Source organism: Dyella japonica A8 (assembly GCF_000725385.1).
Classification (GTDB): domain Bacteria; phylum Pseudomonadota; class Gammaproteobacteria; order Xanthomonadales; family Rhodanobacteraceae; genus Dyella; species Dyella japonica_C.
Genome location: NZ_CP008884.1, coordinates 1474498 through 1498127 on the forward strand (window position 1 = coordinate 1474498; position 23630 = coordinate 1498127).

The following is a 23630-nucleotide window of genomic DNA, read 5'->3' on the forward strand; positions in this document are numbered from 1 at the left end:
GCATGGGGGCGGCATATGACGATTTCATGCCGATTCAGCCATTTGGACGGCTTTGCGGCTGTTTTCCGGGGCGATCCCGGATACGCCAAAGCCGCCCAGGGGGCGGCGGCGCGAGCACTCAGGATACCCCAAGGGTGTCGCAGGGGTGCCCGATGGGGCTGGGGCGTCAGGTGTCAGGCGTTTTGCCGCAGGCGGGTGAAGCCGTCCTCGCTCCAGCCTTCGCTGCCCACGCCGTGGCGCACGAAGAACAGGCCGTCCGGGTCGTAGCGGCGCTTGGCGGTGGCCAGCCGCGGGTAGTTGGCGCCCCAGAACGAGGCCTGCCAGTCGCCCTCGAAGTAATCGCTTTCGGAGACATAGGAGCCGGCGCCCGGCGCCACGCCCAGCAGGGCGTCCGCACAACGGTCGATGGCCGCCTTGTCTTTCCGCGCCTTGTCCAGGTTCGGTTCGGCACCCGGCATACCGGGAAAGGCGGGGTCGCTTTCGCCGCCCGTGATCATGAGTGCGAAGGCATCCATCGCGCCGGGGTTCATGGCCGTGTCGCGTGACCGCGCGATGGCGTCGGCCGGGGCGCCGGCCAGGCCTTTGTTGAAGTGCAGCGAGAAGCCCCAGCGGCGGCTGGCGTCGAACATCGCGTTGCTCAACCTGTCCAGTTGCCGCTCGTCCAGCAGTGACTGTGGCAGCCAGCCGGAGCGATAGCCGTGAATGAACTGGCCGACCTGCCCTTCGTCGCCCGCCCAGACCATGTGCTCGCGTGGCGCGCCTTCGCGGCGATCGGGGACGATAGCGTCCGGGAAGTGGGCGCGGAAGAAGTCCGCATCCCAGAAATGGCGCGCGGGCAGGGCGAGGACTTTCACGTCGTCTTGGATGTGCCAGTCGTGCCGGGCGCGGACGGCGGCGAGGTAGGGCGTCCAGACCTGTTCGGCCTGTTGTTGGCTCAGGCCCTGGAACACCATCGACAACTTCACGATGTTGTTGCCGCGGAACTGGATCTGTTCACCCCAGTGCGGGTTGAACAGGGCGTCGCGATAGAAGCGCATGGTGAAGGCGAGCAGGGCGCGATATGCCTCGTCGGAGTCGGCCTTGATGGCGCCGAATACCGCGCCGAAGGTATCCGGCAGATCGTGCGTGCGCAGGGTGAGTCGCGTCACCACGCCCAGGCTGCCGCCGCCACCGCCCTTGATACCCCAGAACAACTCGGGGTCTTGGTGCTGATTGACCACCCGCACCTTGCCGTCGGCCGTCACGACCTCCGCCTCCAGCAGGTTGCCCGATGCGCTCCCGAAATTCTTCGAGAAGCTGCCGAAGCCGCCGCTTTGCACCAGTCCGGCCACGCCCACGGTGGTGCAGCCACCACCCTGCACGTAGCGCCCGCCCCGAGTGGTCACCGCGTTATAGGCATCGATCCACATCGCGCCGGACTGGACCGAGACGGCGGGCACCGGCGCCTCTCGGCCTTCACCACCTTGCGGGACGAAGGCGTCGTGCAGGCTCACGGCGTTCATATGGCGCGTCCAGATCAGCAAGGAATCCGGCGCGGCCGAGGTGCCCTGGTAGCTGTGGCCGCCGCCTTTCACCACCAGCCGCAGATGGTGCCTGCGGGCGAAGTTCACGGCGGCGACGACATCCTGCGTGGTCTCGGCGGCTACGGCATAGGCGCTGGGATGCGAGGTCCAGGCATCGGCCCAGCCGCTGGTCTGGGTGAGCGCGGGCTGGTCGCCCAGGTAGTAGGGGTTCTTGATCTGTGCCAGCGCTTCCTGGCACGCCGCGTTCTGCGCGCTGCAGGCTTCGAAGGGCGAGTGCAGCGCCTGCAGCCGGCCGCCCACCGCGTCCTTGAGCTGATTCCACTGCGTCGAGGTCGGCCAGCCGGCATCGCCGGGCCGTACCCGCGAGCGAAGCCCGGCGACCGCTGGGCCGGCCTCCCATGCGCGGGCCACGGTCGGCGACAGCGCCCACGGCAACAGAGGGAGGGTGAGAGCGGCCTTGAGCAGATCGCGGCGATGCATGGACGGACTCCCTGGGCGGATGGATGACGCCACTTTGGACGGTGCCATGGTGGGAACAAGCGCAAGGTGATGAACGGCGGTGGTTCCGGGACGAGCGGTGGGCTGGTGGTGACCGGCGTTGGACATGTCCGCCGGGGTGGACATAATCGAACGCTCCCCTCGTTGCCGGAGCGAACGCATGAAGCGACTGACCTGGCTGGCCCTCTTGCTGATGTCGCTCGTGGCCCCGGCCATGGCGCAGGCGGACAGCCAGCCCTCCTCGCACTGGATCCCGGACATCGAAGCCTTCGTGGCCGCCGACCGCGAGCATCCGCCGATGTACCACAGCGTGCTGTTCATCGGCAGCTCGTCCATCCAGTTCTGGAAGTCGCTGGCGGAAGACTTTCCCGGCATCCCGGTGATTAACCGCGGCTTCGGTGGCTCCGCGCTGCCCGATTCCACTTATTACGCCGACCGTATCGTGTGGCCGTACAAGCCCGCCGTGATCGTGATGTATGCCGGCGACAACGACGTCAACGATGGTGCGACGGCCGGGCAGGTGCTCGCCTCGTTCCAGCAGTTCGTCGCCCGTGCGCGCCAGGGCGTGCCCGGAGTGCCGATCGTCTACATCTCGATCAAGCCCAGCGTCGAGCGCGTCGCGCTGTGGCCGGCCATGAAGGCCGCCAACGACAGGATCCGCGACTGGGCAGCCACGCAGAAGGATGTCCGCTTCGTCGACATCGCCCCCGTCATGCTCGACGCGCAAGGCAAGCCGCGGGCGGAACTGTTCCGGCCCGATGGCCTGCACATGCTGCCGGCCGGCTATGCCCTGTGGATCGCCGCGTTGAAACCCGTGCTGGCTGACTACGGCTTCGTGATCCGATCAGGCACCTGACGGCATGCTCCGGTGCGCACAGCCTGAGTGCATAACTTTCTGCGTTTGGTCGCATGAACCTGTGTGGGTGTTCGGCTAGCCTGCGCCGACAGCCAACAGGGGGTGTCATGGTCGGTCGCTGGTGTTTCGTGGCGGTAGGGATGTGGTGTGGTGCGGTGTTTGCAGAATCGTTGCCGGCACCGGCACTGAAGGCGGGCGACAACTGGGTCTACGTCGATACCGTGGAAACGGGTCCGCAAGGCTGGTCGCGCAAGAACGAGTCCATCACCGTGGAGCGTGTCGACGCTGACAGCATGCTCGTGTCGATCAGGCAGGAGGGCTCCACGCAGCCGCCGGTAGAACGCCTGGTCGGGCGGGACTGGAGCCGCTCGCGTGACATCAACGGTACGCAGCAGGTGGTGAACCGCCCGCTGGTGTTCCCGCTGTCATCCGGCAAAAAGTGGCGCGTGGAGTACACGGAAGCCAATCCGAACCGGCAGCACACCAGCGAAACCTTCAGCAGCGAACTCACCGTGGTCGGCTGGGAGGACGTACAGGTGCCGGCCGGTTCCTTCAGGGCGATGAAAATCGAGGCGCAGGGGCAGTGGAGCGCGGTTGTCGCCCCGGCCGTATCGACCGACTCCCATGGCCAGGTGGATGCCGGTGGCGCGGTGAGCCTGTCGCAGAGCCAGGTCACGCGTCCGCGCACGACCAGCGGGCGCATGTACAAGGCATTCTGGTACGTGCCGGAGCAGAAGCGCTTCGTGAAGGCCGTGGAGGAGTATTACGACAGCAAGGGCGTGCGTTCCTCCCGGTACACCGAAGAGCTGCAGTCGTCCAAGGTTTCCGGATGACCGTCAGGCGCGGCGATCAGTAAACCGTTGCCCGCGCCTGCACGAAGGCGAAGAAAAACACCGCGTTCGGATCGTTGCGCACGGCCTGCAGCTCGCGGCGCATGCCCTCCACCGTCGCGGTGTCCACCTTGCCGGTGGCCACCAGCTGGTCGGCCGCCGACAGCAGCAACTCCTCCCAGAACTCGATCATCTGCTTGCGCTTGCCGGGCTGGCGGTTGTCGAGGTGGAAGCTCTTCACCTCGGTCTGCACGTCGCGATAGCCGCCGGCCAGCAGCAGGTTGCCCAGCTTGGCGCCGATGAACGGATCACCGCCACTGTCGTACTGGTGGTCGTTGAAGGCCATCCAATAGCGCAACAGGTTGGGCGAATACGGGTCGAGGAAGAAAGAGGAATTGAGCACCTCGGTCACGTAGATGACGGCGCCCGGGCTCAGCACCCGCCGCAGCTCGCTCAGCACGCGCGCCGGGCTGGGCATGTGCTCCAGCACCCAGCACAGGTAGGCCGCGTCGAAGCTGCGGTCGGCGAAGGGCAGGTCGGTGGCGTCGGCTTGCTGCAGGGTGTAGCGCGCGCTGCACCATGCGGTGGTGGCAAGGTTCTTCTCCGCCGCCGCCAGTTGCGCCGCGGAAAGGTCCACACCCGTCACGTGCAGGTTGGGAAAGCGGCGCAGCAGGATTTCCGTCTGCGCCCCGACCCCGCTGCCGATCTCCAGCAGGCGCGAGGCCTCGCTGTAGTCGATGCGATTGAACAGGATGGTCTCGAACATGCGCGCCTGGCGCATCAGTCGTGACTGTTCCTCGGGCGAAAAGCCATGGATGTAGGGAAATTCACCCGTGACGATGCTGTTCATGGTGCAGGCCTGCGTTTGAATCGCGACGGAAGCCACGATACGCCATCGGGCGTCGACGGAAGGTGGCGGTCAGCGGGAGGCCGCGCCCGACTGTGCCATGGGTTGAGCCGCCGGATGCATCTCGATGAAGTCGAGGATGTCGCCCAGTATCGGCGTGTCGCCATGCAAGGGACGGGACAGCGCGAACAGCAGGATCTCGTGACCCACGCCGGGATAGAGCTTCAGGGTCACTTCTTCATGTTGCGCGACCATGGCGCGGTTCATCGAGATGGCATTGGAAGGCTCCACCTCGTGATCGTCGATGCCCTGCAACAACAGCATGGGGGGCTCGGCGCCCTGAACGAAGGCGACGGGCTCGCCCTGGCGCTGTTGTTCGGGCGTTGGTCCGAAGGCGCCGATCATGTCCTGGTCGTCCGCCGGTACCGGTACGAAGTCGTAGCAGCCGGCGAGGCCGATAAAGCCGGCGAGATCCTTCGGGTGCATGCCGTGAGCGCCGAGCCACGACGGGTCGGTGGCGAGCAATGCCGAGATCTGGCCGCCGGCCGAGTGCCCCATCACAAACATATCGTCCGCGTTGCCGCCGAACTCGTGGGCGTGGGCATGTGCCCAGGCCACGGCATTCGCTGCGTCCTGCATGAAGCCCGTCAGACCCACCTGCGGCACCTTGCGGTAATCCGGAACGACCACCGTCACGCCGCGCGCCGCCAACGCCGTGCCGACGAAGCGATACCACGCTCGTTCGCCGTGCGTCCAATCGCCGCCGTAGAAGAACACCACCACCGGCGCGTGTTCCGCATGAGCTGGCGTATAGACGTCCAAAGCAAGATGGTGGTCGGCGTCGAACTCGATGCCCCGCCGCTCCTGGAGGTCCTTGTGTTGATCGGTGGTATTGAGGCCCGCGAACAGCGTCGCCTCGCAGCCGCCAAGCAACACGGCCACGCACAACCCCAGCCATCGACCCAGCGTGGCGTAAGCAAGGCGTTGGCGTGAAGGGTGGCGCGGCATGACTGTGGCGTGGCGTGTAAGCGATGGAGTACCGATGATGCCCCAGGCGCTTGCGCAAGGGTTTGCGATCCTACCCTGCGTGAGGCTCAGGAGCGCTGTTTCGATTCCTCGCTGTCATTCCCTTCGCGCAGGCAACGGTGAAGCAACCATGGGGCTACGCAGTGATCTTCCGTCGCACGTAGCGCTTGCTCAAAATCTCGCTTGAACGCCCAAGCCCCTCACCGTCATTCCGGCGCACCCCACAAAAGGGGGCAAGGGCCGGAATCCAGTGGCCTCTGTATCGGGTTTTCGCGAAGCAGCCCCAGGGCTGGTCGGCTCCGGCCACTATTCAACGTAGTCGCCACTGGATTCCGGCCCTTGCCCCCTTTTGTGGGGTGCGCCGGAATCCAGTGGCAGGATGGGGGATCTCGAACAGGCTCTTAGGCTGCCAGCCGATCCTGGTCGCCCAAAACCGCAAAATACTCGCGCGTCAGCTGCAACTGCTCGACGGCACTTTCCGCCCGGTTCACTACGCTACGGAACGCGGCATTTTCGGGACGGTCCTTCGCATACCAGCCCAGGTGCTTGCGCGCGATGCGCACGCCCTGCAGTTCGCCGTAGAACGCGTAAAGATGCTCAAGGTGATGCACGAGGATATCGCACACCTCGGCTGGCGTCGGCTCCGGCAGGTTTTCACCGGTGGCGAGGTAATGGGCGATCTCGCGGAAGATCCACGGCCGGCCCTGCGCGCCACGGCCCACCATCACCGCATCCGCGCCGGTCACGTCCAGCACATGCTTGGCCTGTTGCGGCGTCACCACGTCGCCGTTGGCGAAGATGGGGATGCGCACGCTGCCCTTCACGGCGGCAATGGTGTCGTACTCGGCCTCGCCTTCGTACTTGTCGGCACGCGTGCGGCCGTGCACCGCGAGTGCGGCGATGCCGGCGTCCTCGGCGATCTTCGCAATGGTCAGCGCGTTCTTGTTCTGTCGATCCCAGCCGGTGCGGATCTTCAGCGTTACCGGCACGTCCACGGCGTCCACCACGGCCTTCACGATGCGCGCGACCAACGGCTCGTCCTGCAGCAGCGCCGAGCCAGACCACACGTTGCAGACCTTCTTGGCCGGGCAGCCCATGTTGATGTCGATGATCTGCGCGCCGTTGTCCGCGTTGTAGCGCGCGGCTTCGGCCAGCATCGTGGGGTCGTAGCCGGCGATCTGCACGCTCACCGGCTCGGGCTCGCCGTGGTGGTCCATGCGTTGCCGCGACTTGCGCGTCTGCCACAGGCGAGGATCGGCGTTGGTCATCTCCGACACGGCCAGACCCGCGCCCAGCCGTTTGCACAGCAGGCGGAAAGGCTTGTCGGTGACCCCGGCCATGGGCGCGAGCACCACGGGCGGGTCGATGCGGTAGGGGCCGATCTGCATCCGGCCATTGTACCCGGGTAGCGAAACCCCTGTAGGAGCGCACTTGTGCGCGACCGCAGGCTGCCGGGTTGCCTCTCCGTAGGGTTGTCGCGCACAGGGTGCGCTCCCACAGGGAAGAGCGGGGTTAGTGCGCGGCCTTGGCCGCCAGTGCCTGCGCCTGGGCCGGGTCGTGCTTGTGGCGGAACAGCACTAGGAACAGCACCGCCACGATCAGCGAATAGGTGGCGAAGGTCATCCAGATGCCGTGCCAGTCCTTGCTCTGGTCCGGATGGGTGAAGAACGCCTCGATCACCAGGCCGCTGATGGAGCTGCCCAGCACCGCGCCGATGCCATTGGTCATCAGCATGAACAGGCCTTGCGCGCTGGCGCGGATCGAGGGGTCGCTCTGGCCTTCCACGAACAGCGAGCCGGAGATGTTGAAGAAGTCGAACGCCATGCCGTACACGATGCACGACAGCACGATCATCCACAGGCCCGGACCCGGGTCGCCATAGGCGAACAGGCCGAAGCGCAGCGTCCACGCCAGCATGCTGATCAGCATCACCGTCTTGATGCCGAAGCGGCGCAGGAAGAACGGAATGGCAAGGATGAACAGCGTTTCGGACACCTGCGAGATGGACATGATGATGGCCGGGTAGCGCACGGCCACCAGGTCCTTGTACGCGTCCATCTGCGCGAAGTCGTGCAGGAATGTATCGCCATACGCGTTGGTGAGCTGCAGCGAGGCGCCCAGCAGCATGGCGAACAGGAAGAACACCGCCATGCGTGCATCGCGGAACAGCTTGAACGAGGTCAGGCCGAAGGTATCCAGCCACGACTGGTTGGCCTTGCGCTGGAAACGCGGCGGGCAGGGCGGCAGCGTGAAGGCGTACAGGCCCAGCGCCAGCGCGGCGGCGGCGGCCACGTAGAACTGGCCCGAGGAGGTTTCCAGGCGCATCAGGCTCACCGTCCACAGCGCGGCGATGAACCCCACCGTGCCCCACACGCGGATCGGCGGGTAGTCGCGCACCACGTCCTTGCCGTCGCTCTTGAGCGCGTTGTACGCCACGGCGATGGCGAGCGAGATGGTCGGCATGTAGAACATCATGTTGATCAGCATCACCCAGAACATCAGGCCGGGCGACTGAATCATCGGCACGGCGCACAGCACGGCGGCGCCGCAGATATGGAAGATGCCGTAGAGCTTCTCGGCATTGATGTACTTGTCCGCGATCACGCCCGCGATGGACGGCATGAACAGCGAGGCGATGCCCATGGTCGAGAAGATCGCACCGAACTGCGCGCCCGACCAATGCTTGGTCTGGAACCAGTACGCGCCGATGGTAATGAGCCACGACCCCCACACGTAATATTGCAGGAAGTTCATGGCGGTCAGGCGCAGTCGCAGGCTCATCAGCGTATTCGTGTGCTTCAAACGGTGGTGGACGAAGGGGCGGCGCGCTCCCGCCCCCAGGCCGGGTGCGGGCCTGGCGGGCGAGCCGAAGATCCCCTGCAAACGGCCTGGAACAACCCGGGACCGTGCCAAAATAGCGGCAGCCTAGAGGACCGCCGCAGTGGCGACAAGCTGCGCCGCCGCGAAATATTGCGATCCGATTTCCCCGGGAGACCCCTGTGAACCTGTTCCTGACCATTGCCGTGGTGCATCTGGTGGCCCTGTCGAGTCCCGGTCCCGACTTTTTCTTCGTGTCGCAGACGGCGGTGAGCCGCTCGCGGCGGCAAGCGATGTTCGGTGTCATCGGCATCACCCTCGGCGTCGTCGTGTGGTCGGCGCTGGCGCTGGCGGGGCTTCAGCTGGCGCTGCAGCGGTTGGCCTGGCTGGAACGCCTGATCGCCGTTGCCGGTGGCCTTTACCTGGTGTGGATGGGGTTGAAGATGTTGCGCGGCGCATTCAAGGCGCCGGCCACGCAGGGCGAGCCCGTGCAAGTCCTGCAGCAGAGCGACTGGGCCACCCTGCGCGCCGGCCTGCTCACCAACCTGTCCAATCCCAAGGTGGTGATCTACTTCGGCAGCGTGTTTTCAGCCTTCCTGGGTGATCGCGTGAGCGTGGGCGCGCGCTGGGGGCTCTGGAGCATGGTCGTCGCCGAAACGCTGCTGTGGTTCACCCTGGTGGCCGGCGTGTTCGCGCTGCCGGCCATGCGTCGCGGCTATCTCAGGCTCTCGCGTTGGATCGATGGCCTGGCCGGCACGGTGTTCGTGGCGTTCGGCCTGCACCTGATTTTCGCTCGCAAGGGGTAAGAGACTGCGACTGACCACTTAGCGACTTTACGATTGAGCCTCGCTAAGGGTTAAGGCAGCAGCTTGCCTGGATTGAGGATGCCCTCAGGGTCGAACGCCGCCTTCACGTTGCGCATCAGGTGCAGGGTGGAAGGCTGCAGCGCGAGCGGCATGAACTCCTTCTTGACCAGCCCGATGCCGTGTTCGCCCGACAGTGTGCCTTCGAGCGAGATCACCAGCGCGAAAATCTCAGCCAGGCAGGCGTGGGAGCGTTCGCGTTCCGCATCGTCGCGCGGCAGCAGGTTCACGTGCAGGTTGCCGTTGCCTGCGTGGCCGAAGCTCACGATCAGCACGTCGTGTTTCTTGGCCAGCTGTTTGATGCCATCCACCAGTTCCGGCAGACGGCTGACCGGCACGACCACGTCTTCGTTGATCTTGTTCGGCGAGATGGTGCGTTGTGCCGGGGATAGTGCTTTGCGCGCAGACCACAAGGCTTCGGTTTCCTTCGCGGTCTCGGCCACGCGCAGGTCTTCCAGTCCTTCGCCGCGCGCAGCGCGCGACACGGCGTCCACCGCGCTGGGCAGCGTCTCCGGTTCGCCATCCACTTCGATCATCAGCATGGCGCCGGCCAGCGGCACGCCGTCACCACCATAGTCGCGCGCGAGCTTCAGCGCGACGTCGTCGATGAACTCCAGAGCGCACGGCGTGACCGGCTGCGCCATGATGCGTGCCACCGCGCGCGCGGCAGCGGAAACGTCGCGGTAGGTGGCGCGGATGGTGCGCAGGGCCGACGGCTTGGGCGTGAGCTTCAGCGTGGCTTCGGTGATCAGCGCCAGCGTGCCCTCCGAACCGATCAGCAGGCGCGTCAGGTCATAACCGGTGGCGCCCTTGCTAGTGTAGGTGCCACAGCGGAAGCCTTCGCCGGTGCCTGCGACGGCGCGCAGGCCCAGCGTGTTTTCGCGCGGACTGCCGTATTTCACAGTGCGCGGTCCCGCCGAATTGCAGGCGAGGTTGCCACCGATGCTGCACCAGGGCGATGAGGAGGGGTCCGGCGGCCAGAAAAAGCCGTGGGGCTTCAGTGCCTGCTGCAGGTCGCCGTTGAGCACGCCGGGCTCCACCACGGCAAGGCGATTATCCGGATCGATGCGCAGGATGCGGTTCATGCGCTCGAAGCTCACCACCACACCGCCTTCCACCGGCACCGTCGCGCCGGTGGTGTTGGTGCCGCGCCCGCGCCCGATCACCGGCACGCGATGCGCGCGGCAGGCCTGCATCAGCGCCTCGGTCTGTTCGTGCGTGGTGGGAAACACCACGGCATCGGGCAGGGCGTTGCGGCGCGAGTTGTCATAGGCGTAGGCGAGGCGCTCGGCCATGCCGGTGGCCATGGCATCACCGGGAAAGAGTTGGCTGAGGGCGTCGAGCAGGGCGGCGGGCAGGTTCATGGGGCAAGTATCCCACTCCACCGCGCCGGTCGCTCTGGGAGGCGGCTAGCCGGCGATGTGCGCGACCGGCGCGTTCGTGCGTGTTGGCGGTGGCGTTGGTATGGCGGGTAGCAAGGCTTCGATCCGTTGGCGCACATAGGGATAGAACGGGTTGGAGCTGATGCGCAGGACTGCGTCGAGGTTCAGGATCAGCGCACCGCGCTCGCCACGCGGCGCCGCCGTGCCCAGGCGGATGCCGTAGTCCTCCGACATGTCCGGCTCGGTGCCGTACAACGGATCGTTAGGTGGAAACGGCAGGGCGATGTGCGAGAGCGAGAAGATATTGTCCGGATACCGGATGGGCAGCGGCGTGGCAGTCGCTGTCGTCTGGCCGGCTTCCGTGGTGCGGGCAACAGTGTGGTCGTCGTTCTCCGCGGTATTGCTGACCACCGTGGCGCGATACGACTGCGGGCCGGATGGCAGCATGCGGTTGAGCGCCATGAGCGAGGCCGGCTTCAGCAAGGTATCGAAGCGATGGTCGCGGTTGACATCGAACAGCACGACTTCGCTGCCATTCGCCGGCAGGTGGGCATAGAGCGTGCGCATCACGGCGGAAGCGCTCACCGTATCGTCCACCACCGACTGGAAGGTGAGGATGGGCGGCAGGCGGGAGAGTTGCTTGCCGCGCGCCATGCGCAGCACCTGGCTGCGGATGGCATCGGTCAGCAGGTAGGACTGCCGTGCCGCGTTCACCGGAAACGAGTTGTACTTGTACGGGTTGTATTCCGGCAGCAGGTCCAGCCACGCCGCCTTGGCGAATCGCGGCAGCAGGGCCGGCAGGCCGGCCAACCCGGCGAATCGCGCGAAGCGGGTAACGCCGATCATCGGTGACAGCAGGACGAGCCGCGTCGGCATGGTCAGTTCATGGTGCTCGCAGGCATCCAGCGTGTACTTCACGGCGAGCGCGCCACCGTTCGAATAGCCGACCATGTGAATGGGCAAGTCCGGCCCTACGCGGCGACGCGCCTCGCGCATGGCCAGCCGGGTTGCCGCCAGCCAGTCGGGCCAGTCCACCCGGGTGAGTGAGGCAGGCACGGTGCCATGCCCGGGCACGCGCAGCCCGATGGCGACGAAGCCGTGCGCGCGGTACAGCTCGGCGATGTCGCGCAGGCTGTACGGTGAATCGGTCAGGCCATGGATCAGCACCACGGCACCGACCGGCGTGCCGGTGGGTTCCAGTACGTACGAGCGGTTCCAGTCGTGCGCGAAATGCCCCGGATACATCGGCGCGCCCTGGAAATACCGGTTGGTCGCGACACGCTCGGAAGGTTCGAGCTTGTCCGTGACCTCGGTCTTCACCTGGTCGAACGCGTGTTGTTCCGCCGCCAGATAGCCTGTCCAGTCGGTAGCGTCGAGCTGCGAGGGCGTGAGCTCATCGGGAACGAAGGTCTGCCATGGGGCCAACGGGTCTCCCTGTTGTGAATCCCAGGCTCGGATGCCAAGTAGCGAGACCAGGAATACCAGGGCGACGATGGACGTCCATTTGCCGATCTTGATCAAGGCGCGAAGCATGCGGTCCCCGTGGGCGGGGCCACCGGAGGCGGCCAGCATTCACAGTGTGCCCGAGAAAGCATGGGGAAACCGTAGAAGCTTCCTAAGGCTGGCTTCGGGGGTGTCGTGGCACCTTCTCGAGGGAATTCGCCTGGCCGACGTCGATCGTTCAGCAGCTTTCAAAGGCATGGCGCCAGTGCGCCATGCGCGCGTTGGCGCCCGCACCGTCATAGCTGACGACATCGAAGCGGCACGCGTGTTGGGCGTGCTTCGGATGAGTCGAGAGCCACAGCTGCGCCGCGGCGACCAGACGCGCCTGCTTGCTGGCGGTGACCGAGGCGGCTGCGCCGCCGTGGCTGGCGTGCAGGCGGTGGCGCACTTCGACGAACACGACCGTGTCGCCCTCGAGCATCACCAGGTCGAGTTCGCCGTAGCGCGTGGTGTAGTTGCGATCCAGCAGGACGAAGCCTGCGCGCTGGAGTTCCACGCAGGCCCGTTGTTCGAAGGCGGCGCCCGCGGCGCGCATCAATGCGAGGTCGGCTGCTCGCTCTGCAGCTGCGGCGTGCCGCTGGCATCCGTCGGCGGAGCGAGGGCGGGCGCCGAATCCATCTGCAGGCTGCCGTTGAGCGGACGGGCGAGGCCATCCTGGAACTTGGCCCACACCATGACGCGCCGGATGCGGCCGAACTGGTCGGAGGTCAGCTGTCCGCTGGCGCCCGGCAGGTAGCTGCCAGGATGCGCGCGCAGCCAATCGATGTACGGCGCGAGATTCCACGCGTCCATGCCGAACGCGAACAGGCGCGCCGACGTGCCGCGTGCGGCGGGCAGCTGCGAGGCGATGTCGGCATGGTTGGGCAGGCCCGGCTGCGCGTCGAACAGCCACGGCGAATCGCAGAACTCCACGCCTTCCAGATCGCGGTTGGCGCTTGCATCGTCGGTGCCAGCATAGATATGCGAGGTGCCGAACACCGGCAGGTTGATGTGGGCCAGCTTGAGCTGCGGCAGCAGCAGGCGCGCCTGTTGCGGACGCATGCTGATGAACAGGCCGGTGGTGTTGGGCGTGCCCGGCGGGTTGCCGTTGTCGGTCGGCATGCCGAGGCCGCTGATGGTCGAGGCGAAGTTGACCCCGCTGCCATTGAGGTTGCCCGCGCCGGACAGCTTGCCGCCACGCGCTTCCAGTTCGGCCTTGAACGACTTGGCGGCGCGTTGCGCGAAGTCGTCGTTGCTCACGATGACGAACGCCGTGGTGATGCCGTTCTCCACCATGTGGTCGGCCGCCTGGGCGCCTTCCGTTTCAGGCAGCAGGCCGAATTCGCTGACGCCGCTGGCAGGCAGGCTCTTGTCGTCCGGATGGTTGAGCGCGAGCAACGGCACGGGCAGCTGGGGCAGGCCGAACAGCGCGGATACTTCGCCCCGTGTCAGCGGGCCGATGACGAGCTGTGCGCCATCGGTGACGGCTTGCTGGTATGCCTTGATGGCACCGGCAGCCGTGCCATTGCTGTCATAGATGCGCACGGGCGGACGCGGCGTGTGATTGCGCGCGGAATCGGCATAGGCAGCGAAGAAGCCTTCGCGGATGGCGGTGCCGGCGGCGCCGAGGTTGCCGCTGGTCGGCAGCAGCAGCGCGACGCGCGAGGGCATCTTGAAGCCTTCGCGGACGTTGGCGCCTTCGCCCGGGATCATGGTGCCCACTTCCTGCTCCAGCGCAGGCGCGGGACGGGCCACGGCGACGCCGAGCTGGGTCAGCGCCTCGTTTACCCACGGCAGCATGCGGTCACCCGGTTGCATCGCGGCGGCGCGCTGCTTGAGCGGATCGACGCCGAGCTTGCCGAGCAGCGCCACGACCTGCTTGCGGTTCTGTGCCTGGTCCAGTCCGCTCAGCTGGCCATCCATCTCCACGCGGGAGCGTGCGGCGCCCCACAGATCGCCCGTCTGTTCCATAGCCTGCGAGCGAAGCTCCAGCAGGCGCAGGTTGAGCGTGGGCGGCACGCTGATGTTGGGCTGCGTGGTGAGCTGCAGCGCGCGCGCAGCGTTGTGCTGTTTCAACGCCCACTCGGCCTGCAGCAGGTCCAGTCGCGAGGGCTCGTCGCCGGTGAGGCGCTGGCGGCGGATGGTGTCGAGCAGGGGTGCGGCGCGATCGAGCTGGCCTTCCTGCCGGTAAGTCTCGGCGGCCAGCAACTGGTAGTGGTCGCGATTGCTGCCGGTCTGGGCCAGCGTGAGATACGCCTGGGCGGCTTCGTCGAGCTTGCCCTGCTGGACCAGGGCGTCGGCTTGCTCACTCGCCGCGATCTCGGCAGGCGACCTTTGCGCTGCCGGCGGTACGCAACCTGCAAGTGCCAGAGAAATCAGCAGGGCAACGCCTGCGGCGCGGTACAAGCGCATGGCCAAATCCCTTCGAGCTTTTTTGACGACATGGTCGGCGAATGGGCGATGATAGCCCATTGGAACGCCGCTCCACGGCGCAGGAAGCAGCAAGATGTCACAAATTCAGCCTGGTCTGCTTTGGGTGGTCGCCACGCCGATCGGTCATCGGGATGACTTTTCCGCACGTGCTATTGAAACGTTGCGTAAGGTCGCGGTGATCGCCGCCGAGGACACCCGGCACAGCCGTCCATTGCTGATGCATTACAACATCGGCACGCCGCTGGTGGCCCTGCATGAACACAACGAGCGCGAGGTGGTGGACGCCATCGTCAGGCGCCTGCTGGGCGGTGAATCGGTAGCGCTGATTTCCGATGCGGGCACGCCGCTGATCAGCGACCCGGGCTTTCGCCTGGTGCGCGCCGCGCGCGCGGCGGGCATCCGTTGCGTGCCCGTGCCTGGTGCCTGCGCGGCCATTGCCGCACTTTCAGTGGCCGGCCTGCCCAGCGATCGGTTTGTGTTCGAAGGTTTCTTGCCGCCCAAGGCCGCCGCGCGACGCTCGCGTTTGCAGGAACTTGCGGGCGACGCGCGCACGCTTATCTTTTATGAGTCCTCGCATCGCGTGGCCGAAAGCCTGGCCGACATGCGCGATGTATTCGGCGAGGCGCGCGAAGGCGTGCTGGCCCGCGAACTGACGAAGCTGTTCGAAACCGTGATTGGCGAACCGCTGGGCGAGCTGGCGACGCGTGTTGCGAATGACCCCGACCAGCAGCGCGGCGAGTGCGTGATTCTCGTGGCCGGACGCGGTGAAGAGGCGGATGCACGCGAGGCGGAAGGGCGGCGCGTGTTCGCCATCCTGCGCGAAGAACTGCCCCCGGCGAAGGCGGCCAAGCTGGCCGCGGCCATCACAGGGGCGCCGCGCAAGCTGCTCTATGAGGGCTGATTGCCCCTGAAAAGACCGATTCTCTGAGGTTTTGAGCGCCGCGTTCCATTAGAATGGGCGGCGGAGTCGGCCGGGCAGTCGCGTCGCGCGCAAGCGCGTCGAGGAAAGTCCGGGCTCCATAGGGCAAGGTGCCAGGTAACGCCTGGGCAGCGCGAGCTGACGGCCAGTGCAACAGAGAGCAGACCGCCGAACGGCATCTTCGGGTGCGCGTGGTAAGGGTGAAAGGGTGCGGTAAGAGCGCACCGCGTGCGGGGCTAACGCCGCATGGCACGGTAAACCCCACCTGGAGCAAGACCGAATAGGGGAACGATAACGCGGCCCGCGTTGTTCCCGGGTAGGTTGCTGGAGCCTGGCGGTGACGCCAGGCCGAGAGGAATGACTGTCGCGCCGCAAGGCGTACAGAACCCGGCTTACAGGCCGACTCCGCCTCCTTCACGACCGGTCGTCACCGCCGTGCCCCCTGTGGGCAGGGTGGTGACGGTCGCGTATGGCGGGCCATGAATGGCGATTCATGTCCGGGGCCTTCAGGGGCGGCCGGAAGCGTGACGGATGGCACGGTTGCGGATCAAAAAATCCTAGCCATTCAAACACCTTGGGGTGTTTCCTCAGAAAGGGCTGGAATTACTGCCACATCACCGCCTTTCTCATTGATTCACAAGAAAAATTTCCTTGACAGTCTCAGGGGGCGAGACTATCGTGGGTTCCTGTGTGAAATCGTGGGAATTCGTGGAGCCATACGGTCGTGTTCCAGGGCGAAACCGCCATCACCGTTGACGACAAGGGCCGGCTGGCCATACCGACCGCGTACCGCGAGTTGGTGGCCGACGCCTGCGCCAATCGTCTGGTGATCACCTACAACCCCTTCGAGTCGGGCTGCCTGTGGCTGTTCCCGTACGCGGAGTGGGAAAAGGTGCGCGACCAGGTCAACGGACTTTCCAAGGTCAAGGCGGCCCACCGCGACATGCAGATGAAGCTGGTGGGTGCCGCGGCCGTGGTCGAGCCTGATTCCGCCGTGCGCATCCTGTTGCCGGCAAGCCAGCGCGCGACCACCGGCATCGAGAAGAAGGCGGTTCTGCTGGGCATGGGCAACAAGTTCGAGCTTTGGAGCGAACAAGCCCACCTGGCCAAGATCCGCCAGACCATCGGCGAAGACGAGATCACCGACGACATGGCGGAGCTGCAGCTGTAACCGGCAACGGTGGCGGCGCAGTGGAGTAACGGGACGGGAGCGGGAGTGCGAGCGGCATGGCCGAGCGTTTAGTGCACATCCCGGTGATGCTGGGTGAAGCAGTGGAGGGTCTCGCCGTGCAGGCTGGCGGGCGTTATCTCGATGGCACCTTTGGACGCGGCGGCCACGCCCGCGCCGTGCTGTTGCGCCTCGGGCCGGACGGCCGCCTGTTGCTGATGGACCGCGACCCCACCGCCATCGCTACGGCGCAGACCGAGTTCGCCAGCGACCCGCGCGTGTCCATCCGGCACGCCAACTTCTCCAGCATGGCCGAGTGGAGCGAAACCGCCGGCGGCCTCGACGGCATCCTGCTGGACCTTGGCGTGTCCTCGCCCCAGCTCGACGAAGCCGCGCGCGGTTTCAGCTTCATGGCGGATGCGCCGCTGGACATGCGCATGGACACCACCCAGGGCGAGAGCGCGGCGGACTTCCTCGCCCATGCGTCGGAGAAGGAGATCGCCGACGTGCTGTGGATCTACGGCGAGGAGCGCTTCAGCCGCAAGATCGCCCGCGCCATCGTCGAAGACCGCGCCGAAAACCCCATCACGCGCACCGGCCAGCTTGCCGCGCTGATCGAGCGCCTGATCGGTCGCCGCGAGCCCGGCAAGCACCCGGCCACCCGCAGCTTCCAGGCGCTGCGCATCCGCGTGAATGGCGAACTGGAGGCGCTCGACCGGGGCCTCAACGCTGCGCTCGATCTGCTCAAGGTCGGCGGCCGCCTCTCCATCATCAGCTTCCACTCGCTGGAAGACCGCGCGGTGAAGCTGTTCATCCGCGACCATTCCGGCCGCGTGCAGGGCAGTCGCCGCGGCCCGCCGGTAGCGGCCGCGCCGGCACGCCTCGCCGCTGTCGGCAAGGCGCAGTTTCCCTCGGAACAAGAGCTGTCCGTCAATCCGCGCTCCCGCTCGGCGGTGCTGCGCGTGGCGGAGAAGCTCGCATGAAGGTACTCGGCGGCCTCTTCATGCTCATCCTGATCGCGGCGGTGCTTTCCAGCGCCATCACCGTGGTGTGGACGCGTCATGAGAGCCGCGTGCTGTTCGTCGAGCTGACCCGGCTGCAGAACCAGCGCGACGACCTCAACATCGAATACGGCAAGCTGGAGCTGGAGCAGGCCACCTGGGCCGAGCCGCGTCGCGTGGACGACGAGGCGCGTCAGGCGCTGGGCATGGTCAATCCCAAGCCGCAAGACATCCAGCTGGTGCGTCGATGAAGCCGCGCCCGCGCATGTCCTCACCCTCCCGCCGCCACGCCGCGGCCCCGAGTGCCCGCCGCCGCATGCTGGTGGTGGGCTGCGTGCTTGCCGCCGCCTCGCTGGGCCTGGTGGCGCGTGCGTTCGACATGCAGGTGGTGCGCAAGGACTTCTACCAGAACCAGGCGGACGCCCGCATCCTGCGCGAAGTGCCCATCGCGGTGTCGCGCGGCACCATCTTCGACCGCAACGGCGAGCCGCTGGCGGTGTCCACGCCGGTGGTGTCGATCTGGGCGAACCCGGCCGAGGTACTGGACAACGAAGACAAGCTGCCGGCGCTGGCCAAGGCCATCGGCATGGATACCGAAGCGCTGAAGCAGTATCTGCAGCAGCGTTCGGAGCGCGAGTTCGTCTACCTCAAGCGCCAGATGTCGCCGGATGCAGCCCAGGTCGTGCTCGATCTCAGCGTGCCGGGCGTGAATGGCCAGCGCGAGTTCCGCCGTTTCTATCCGTCCGGCCCGGTGATGGCGCACGTATTGGGCTTCACCAATATCGACGACCATGGCCAGGAAGGCCTGGAGCTGGCGTTCGACGACTGGCTGGCCGGCAAGGAAGGGCGCAAGCGCGTCATCCGCGATCGCCAGGGTCATGTCGTGGAAGATCTCGACCTGGTGCGCGCGCCGCAGCCGGGTCGCGACATCACGCTCAGCATCGACCGCCGCATCCAGTTCCTGGCCTATAACGAACTGAAGAACACCATCCAGCAGTCGGACGCCGATTCCGGCTCGGTGGTGATCATCGACGTACGCAACGGCGAAGTGCTGGCCATGGTGAACTGGCCGACCTACAACCCGAACGCGCTGCGCGGGAGCAACCCGTCCAGCCGCCGCAACCGCGCGATGACCGACGTGGTGGAACCCGGTTCCACCATCAAGCCGATCCTGATGGCTGCGGCCTTGTCCAGCGGCAAGTACACGCCGACCGGGCCGCTGGTCGATACCGGCAACGGCCACTTCTTCTATATCCGCAAGGACATCCGCGACACGCACTCGAACGGCATGCTGTCGCCCACCGGCATCATCGCCAAGTCCAGCAACATCGGCGCCGCCAAGGTCGCGCTGACGCTGGACACCGGCCTGATGTATGAGACCTATCATGCGTTCGGCTTCGGCGCGAGCACCAACAGCGGCTTCCCTGGTGAGGCGTCTGGCTATCTCAAGCCGGGCAAGGGCTGGGGCATGCTGGAGAAGGCGATTCTGGCGTATGGCTATGGCCTCAACGTAACGCCGCTGCAGCTCACCAACGCTTACGCAACCATCGCCGACAACGGCGTGATGCATCTGCCCACCTTCGTGAAAGGCTCGGACAACGAGGCCAAGCAGATCATCGATCCCAAGGTCGCCAACCAATTGGTGCAGATGATGGTGGCGGTAACACAGCCGGGCGGTACCGGTGCGCCGTACGCCTGGATTGCCAACTATGGCGTGGCCGGCAAGTCCGGAACGGCGCACAAGGCGACGGCCGGCGGCTATTCCAACAGCAATTACAGCTCCGCCTTTGCCGGCGTCGTGCCCGCCTCCAACCCGCGTCTGGCGGCGGTGGTGATCGTCGACAACCCGAGGAAGGGCAGCTACTACGGCGCGCTGGTTTCCGGTCCGGTGTTCTCCAAAGTCCTGGATGGCGCACTGCGGCTGTTGGACGTGCCGCCGGACAACATCGGTCGCTGGTATGTCGGTGGGCCCCTGCAGGGACAGAACGGCCTGACAGGAAGCAAGCCGCCCACGGTCGAAACCGTGGATGACGCACCGGTCGACGAGGCTCCCCAATGACCGCGCGCCTCGACCAACTGCTCAAGGACATCGCCGAGACCCCGGGTGTCGGCGATATCGTCGTTTCAGGGCTTACGCTCGACTCGCGCCAGGTGCGTCCGGGTGATGCCTTCTTCGCCCTGCGCGGCACCCGCGAGCACGGCATCGCTTTTGCGCGCGGCGCTGTCGAGCGCGGCGCGCGCGTGGTGCTGGCAGAGGCGCCGGCGTCCCACGTGGAAGGCATCGACGCGCCCGTGCTGTGGGTCGATGGCCTGCACGGCAAGGTGAGCGAGATCGCCTCGCGTTTCTTCGGGCGTCCGTCCGAGTCGCTGCGGGTGATCGGCGTGACCGGCACCAACGGTAAGACGTCGACGGTGCAACTGCTGGCGCAGGCGCTGGAACATCTGGGCCATCGTGCGGCAACCATCGGCACGCTGGGCGCCGGTCTGCACGGCCAGCTCCAGGAAGGCGAGCGCACCACGCCGGACGCCATCAACGTGCAGGGCCTGCTGGCCTCGTTCCGCGACGGCGGCGCCACGCACGTGGCGATGGAAGTGTCCTCCCACGCGCTGGAGCAGGGCCGCGTGGCGGCGGTGGCGTTTGATGTCGCCGCGTTCACCAACCTTACGCGCGACCATCTCGACTACCACGGCAGCATGGAAGCCTACGGCGAAGCGAAGGCCCGGCTGTTTGCATGGCCGACGCTGGAGGCCGCAGCGATCAACCTGGACGACGCGTTCGGCCGCGCGTTGGCGGAACGTCTTCCGTCGGGCGTGCGCGCGTTGCGTCTCAGCGCCGAAAACCACGCGGATGCCGACGTGAGCGCCACCCATATCGTCACCTCCGCCGAAGGCCTGGCCTTCGACCTGCACACGCCCTGGGGCAGTCATGCCATCCGCAGCCGCCTGCTCGGCCGCTTCAACGTGGCCAACCTGCTGGCCGTGATTGCCTGCCTGGGCGCGCTGGGTGCACCGTTCGCGCGCATCGTGGAGGCCGTGGAAGCACTGGAGCCGATCAACGGCCGCATGAATCGCCTCGGCGGTGTTGCCGACTTGCCGCTGGTGGTGGTCGATTACGCCCATACGCCGGATGCGCTGGAGCAGGCGCTCAATGCACTGCGCGCGCACTGCGAAGGCCAGTTGGTCTGCGTGTTCGGCTGCGGCGGCGAACGCGATGCGGGCAAGCGCCCTCAGATGGGCGCCATTGCCGAACGCCTGGCGGACCGCATCATCGTTACCGATGACAACCCGCGTGGCGAGGACGGCGACGTCATCGTCGCGCAGATCGTGGCCGGGCTTCGCCAGCCCGACATGGCCATGGTGGAACGTGACCGCGCCAAGGCGATCGGCCTCGCCCTCGCCTCGGCGCAGCCTGGCGACGTCGTGCTGATCGCCGGCAAGGGACACGAGACTTATCAAGAAGGCGCGCACGGCAAGCGCCCGTTCGACGACCTGGCGGTTGCGCGTCAGGCTCTGGAGGGTCGCGCATGATGCGCTTGAGCACCATTGCGCTTTGGACCCGCGGACGCCTGGTGGGCGAAGACGTGGATGTCTCGGGTGTCGCCATCGATACGCGCAAGATCCAGCCCGGCGATCTGTTCGTGGCCATCAAGGGCGAGCGCGTCGATGGCCATGACTTCCTTGCCGACGCACAGTCACGCGGTGCCGTCGCCGCCCTGGTCACACGCAAGGTCGACTCCCCGCTGCCGCAGGTGGTGGTGGAGGACACGGAGCTGGCGCTGGGCGACCTGGCGAGCGCGGTGCGCGCGCAGAGCAATGTGCGCGTCATCGGCATCACCGGCTCCAATGGCAAGACCACGGTGAAGACGCTGACCGCGTCCATCCTGTCCCGTCATGGCCGCACGCACGTCAATGCCGGCAACTACAACAACGAGCTGGGCCTGCCGCTGACCCTGCTGGCGATGCCGCAGGACACCGAATACGCCGTGCTCGAGATGGGTGCCGGCAAGCCGGGCGACATCGCCTACCTCGCCGCCATCGCGCGGCCCGATATCGGCCTCGTGAATACCATCGCGCCGGCGCATCTTGAGCGCATGGGCAGCGTGGAAGGCGTGGCCGAGACCAAGGGCGCGCTGTATCAGGCCTTGCCGGTCGACGGCGTGGCGATCATCAATGCGGACGACGCGTTCGCCAGTTTCTTTACGGGGCTGGCCGGTTCGCGTCGCCAGTTGCGCTTTGCGCTGAATCACAAGGCTGATGTCGGCGCCGATATCGTCGACCAGCGCGTGGATGGCTCGCACTTCGTGTTGAGCACGCCGGTGGGAGACGCGGATGTGCATTTGCCGCTGGCCGGCCGTCACAACATCGCCAACGCGATGGCCGCCGCGTCGATCGCGCTGGCGCTGAACGTGCCGCTCGACACCATCGTGGAAGGCCTCGAGCAGGTGCCGGGCGTCGCTGGCCGCCTGCAGTTCGAGCGCATGCCGGGCGGCTGGACGCTGATCGACGACAGCTACAACGCCAATCCCGGTTCGGTCGGTGCCGCCATCGACACGCTGGCACTCGCCGGTGGCGAGCGCTGGCTGGTGCTGGGTGACATGGCGGAGCTGGGCGAGAACGCCGCTGCGCTGCACGCCGGCATCGGCGAGCGCGCCCGCCAGCATGGCATCGACCGTCTGCTTGCCGTGGGCCCGTTGGGTGCCGCGGCGGTCAAGGCCTTCGGCGAGCGCGGCCAGCACTTCGCCGACAAGGCGGCGCTCATCGCCGCACTCAAGCAACAACTTCATGGCGACGTCACGTGCCTGATCAAGGGCTCGCGTTCCGCCGGCATGGATCAGGTCGTCGTCGCGCTTCGCGACAACAAGGGAAAAGGGGAGGGCACATCCGATGCTGCTTGAACTCGCAGACTGGATGGCACGGCACTTCACCGCCCTGCACCTGTTCCAGTACATCACGTTCCGCACGATCATGGCCGCGCTCACCGCGCTGGCGATGTCGCTGCTGTTTGGTCCTGCGCTCATCCAGAAGCTGGCCGATCTGAAGGCCGGGCAAGTGGTGCGCAAGGATGGCCCGCAGACGCACCTGTCCAAGGCCGGCACGCCGACCATGGGCGGCGTGATGATCCTGCTCGCGGTGACCGTCTCCACCATCCTGTGGACCGATCTGCACAACCGCTACGTGTGGCTGGTGCTGGCGGTGCTGCTCGCCTTCGGCGTGATCGGCTTCTACGACGACTACAAGAAGCTGGTGCTCAAGGACAGCCGTGGCCTCGCCTCGCGCTGGAAGTATTTCTGGCAGTCCGTGTTCGGCCTTGCCGCCGCGCTGTTCCTCTACTACACGGCACCGCAGGCCGTGGGCGCGGCGCCGGTGGCGGAGACGGCCTTGTATGTGCCGCTGTTCAAGCAGGTGGCGCTTCCGCTGGGCATCCTGTTCGTGGTGGTCGCCTACTTCATGATCGTGGGCTTCTCCAACGCAGTGAACCTCACGGATGGCCTCGATGGACTGGCCATCATGCCGACCGTGCTGGTGTCCGGCGCGCTGGGCGTGTTCGCCTACCTCGCGGGCAACCGCCTGTTCTCGGAGTACCTGGGTATTCCGTCGATTCCGGGCGCGGGCGAGCTGGCCATCTTCTGTGGTGCGCTGTCCGGCGCGGGTCTGGGCTTCCTGTGGTTCAACACCTATCCCGCGCAAGTATTCATGGGTGACGTCGGCGCGCTGGCCATCGGCGCCGCGCTGGCCGCCATCGCCGTGATCGTGCGCCAGGAGATTGTGCTGCTGGTGATGGGCGGCGTGTTCGTGATGGAAACCGCCTCGGTGATGATCCAGGTGGCCAGCTTCAAGATGACGGGCAAGCGCGTGTTCCGCATGGCGCCCATTCATCACCATTTCGAACTCAAGGGCTGGCCGGAGCCGCGCGTGATCGTGCGCTTCTGGATCATCAGCGTCGTGCTGGTGCTGATCGGCCTCGCCACGTTGAAGGTGCGCTGA

20 protein-coding genes and 1 other RNA gene are annotated in these 23630 nt (G+C 66.3%); 12 read left to right on the top strand and 9 right to left on the bottom strand.

Features of this window, described 5'->3' with window-relative positions; genetic code table 11:
- Positions 1-173 precede the first annotated feature (173 nt).
- The gene (locus HY57_RS06090; protein WP_019465368.1) at positions 174-2003 is read right to left on the bottom strand and encodes an FAD-dependent oxidoreductase; all 1830 of its coding nucleotides are present in this window, start codon (positions 2001-2003) and stop codon (positions 174-176) included.
- A 178-nt stretch (positions 2004-2181) separates the two neighbouring features.
- Here HY57_RS06090 and HY57_RS06095 point away from each other — a divergent pair, with 178 nt between their 5' ends.
- On the top strand, positions 2182-2877 hold the full coding sequence (locus HY57_RS06095) for an SGNH/GDSL hydrolase family protein (protein ID WP_019465367.1): 696 nt from the start codon (positions 2182-2184) through the stop codon (positions 2875-2877).
- Positions 2878-3032: 155 nt separating this feature from the next.
- On the top strand, positions 3033-3710 hold the full coding sequence (locus HY57_RS06100) for a hypothetical protein (RefSeq protein ID WP_144240780.1): 678 nt from the start codon (positions 3033-3035) through the stop codon (positions 3708-3710).
- Positions 3711-3726: 16 nt separating this feature from the next.
- Here HY57_RS06100 and HY57_RS06105 read toward each other — a convergent pair whose 3' ends face one another.
- From HY57_RS06105 to HY57_RS06120, 4 genes are all read right to left on the bottom strand, one after another.
- The gene (locus HY57_RS06105) at positions 3727-4557 is read right to left on the bottom strand and encodes a class I SAM-dependent methyltransferase (protein WP_019465365.1); all 831 of its coding nucleotides are present in this window, start codon (positions 4555-4557) and stop codon (positions 3727-3729) included.
- A gap of 69 nt (positions 4558-4626) precedes the next feature.
- A complete protein-coding gene (locus tag HY57_RS06110) occupies positions 4627-5562 on the bottom strand; it encodes an alpha/beta hydrolase (RefSeq protein WP_019465364.1) in 936 nt (311 codons plus the stop codon).
- A 419-nt stretch (positions 5563-5981) separates the two neighbouring features.
- Positions 5982-6968, bottom strand: a complete 987-nt coding sequence (gene dusB, locus HY57_RS06115; RefSeq protein ID WP_019465363.1) for a tRNA dihydrouridine synthase DusB — start codon at positions 6966-6968, stop codon at positions 5982-5984.
- Between the two features lie 124 nt (positions 6969-7092).
- Positions 7093-8361 carry a nucleoside permease gene (locus HY57_RS06120; RefSeq protein ID WP_019465362.1) on the bottom strand — a complete coding sequence of 423 codons (1269 nt, stop codon included), beginning with the start codon at positions 8359-8361 and terminating at the stop codon, positions 7093-7095.
- A gap of 218 nt (positions 8362-8579) precedes the next feature.
- On the opposite strand from HY57_RS06120, the gene rhtC reads away from it, so the two are divergent.
- Positions 8580-9203 carry a threonine export protein RhtC gene (gene rhtC, locus HY57_RS06125; RefSeq protein ID WP_019465361.1) on the top strand — a complete coding sequence of 208 codons (624 nt, stop codon included), beginning with the start codon at positions 8580-8582 and terminating at the stop codon, positions 9201-9203.
- Between the two features lie 50 nt (positions 9204-9253).
- Here rhtC and HY57_RS06130 read toward each other — a convergent pair whose 3' ends face one another.
- The 4 genes from HY57_RS06130 to HY57_RS06145 form a co-directional block, all read right to left on the bottom strand.
- Complete coding sequence (locus tag HY57_RS06130) at positions 9254-10624, bottom strand: FAD-binding oxidoreductase (RefSeq protein WP_019465360.1); 1371 nt, start codon at positions 10622-10624, stop codon at positions 9254-9256.
- A gap of 45 nt (positions 10625-10669) precedes the next feature.
- Entirely contained in the window at positions 10670-12175 is a 1506-nt protein-coding gene (locus tag HY57_RS06135; protein WP_050997915.1) for an alpha/beta hydrolase, read from the bottom strand.
- 148 nt (positions 12176-12323) lie between these two features.
- The gene (locus HY57_RS06140; RefSeq protein ID WP_019465358.1) at positions 12324-12680 is read right to left on the bottom strand and encodes a YraN family protein; all 357 of its coding nucleotides are present in this window, start codon (positions 12678-12680) and stop codon (positions 12324-12326) included.
- The gene (locus tag HY57_RS06145) at positions 12680-14536 is read right to left on the bottom strand and encodes a penicillin-binding protein activator (RefSeq protein ID WP_019465357.1); all 1857 of its coding nucleotides are present in this window, start codon (positions 14534-14536) and stop codon (positions 12680-12682) included. The genes HY57_RS06140 and HY57_RS06145 overlap by 1 nt, the downstream gene beginning before the upstream one ends.
- A gap of 94 nt (positions 14537-14630) precedes the next feature.
- Between HY57_RS06145 and rsmI the strand changes: the two genes are divergently transcribed.
- From rsmI to mraY, 9 genes are all read left to right on the top strand, one after another.
- Complete coding sequence (gene rsmI / locus HY57_RS06150) at positions 14631-15458, top strand: 16S rRNA (cytidine(1402)-2'-O)-methyltransferase (RefSeq protein WP_019465356.1); 828 nt, start codon at positions 14631-14633, stop codon at positions 15456-15458.
- A gap of 62 nt (positions 15459-15520) precedes the next feature.
- Positions 15521-15887: RNase P RNA component class A (gene rnpB / locus HY57_RS21030), an RNA gene on the top strand.
- Between the two features lie 313 nt (positions 15888-16200).
- The gene (mraZ, locus tag HY57_RS06155) at positions 16201-16647 is read left to right on the top strand and encodes a division/cell wall cluster transcriptional repressor MraZ (RefSeq protein ID WP_019465355.1); all 447 of its coding nucleotides are present in this window, start codon (positions 16201-16203) and stop codon (positions 16645-16647) included.
- Positions 16648-16703: 56 nt separating this feature from the next.
- Positions 16704-17627, top strand: a complete 924-nt coding sequence (rsmH, locus tag HY57_RS06160) for a 16S rRNA (cytosine(1402)-N(4))-methyltransferase RsmH (protein WP_019465354.1) — start codon at positions 16704-16706, stop codon at positions 17625-17627.
- A complete protein-coding gene (gene ftsL / locus HY57_RS06165) occupies positions 17624-17896 on the top strand; it encodes a cell division protein FtsL (protein WP_019465353.1) in 273 nt (90 codons plus the stop codon). The genes rsmH and ftsL overlap by 4 nt, the downstream gene beginning before the upstream one ends.
- 14 nt (positions 17897-17910) lie before the next feature.
- Positions 17911-19704: a peptidoglycan D,D-transpeptidase FtsI family protein gene (locus tag HY57_RS06170; protein WP_235186623.1), complete on the top strand. Its 1794-nt coding sequence runs from the start codon at positions 17911-17913 to the stop codon at positions 19702-19704.
- A complete protein-coding gene (locus HY57_RS06175; RefSeq protein ID WP_019465351.1) occupies positions 19701-21173 on the top strand; it encodes a UDP-N-acetylmuramoyl-L-alanyl-D-glutamate--2,6-diaminopimelate ligase in 1473 nt (490 codons plus the stop codon). The genes HY57_RS06170 and HY57_RS06175 overlap by 4 nt, the downstream gene beginning before the upstream one ends.
- The gene (locus tag HY57_RS06180) at positions 21170-22540 is read left to right on the top strand and encodes a UDP-N-acetylmuramoyl-tripeptide--D-alanyl-D-alanine ligase (RefSeq protein ID WP_019465350.1); all 1371 of its coding nucleotides are present in this window, start codon (positions 21170-21172) and stop codon (positions 22538-22540) included. Before HY57_RS06175 ends, HY57_RS06180 begins: the two co-directional genes overlap by 4 nt.
- Positions 22530-23630, top strand: a complete 1101-nt coding sequence (gene mraY, locus HY57_RS06185; RefSeq protein WP_019465349.1) for a phospho-N-acetylmuramoyl-pentapeptide-transferase — start codon at positions 22530-22532, stop codon at positions 23628-23630. The genes HY57_RS06180 and mraY overlap by 11 nt, the downstream gene beginning before the upstream one ends.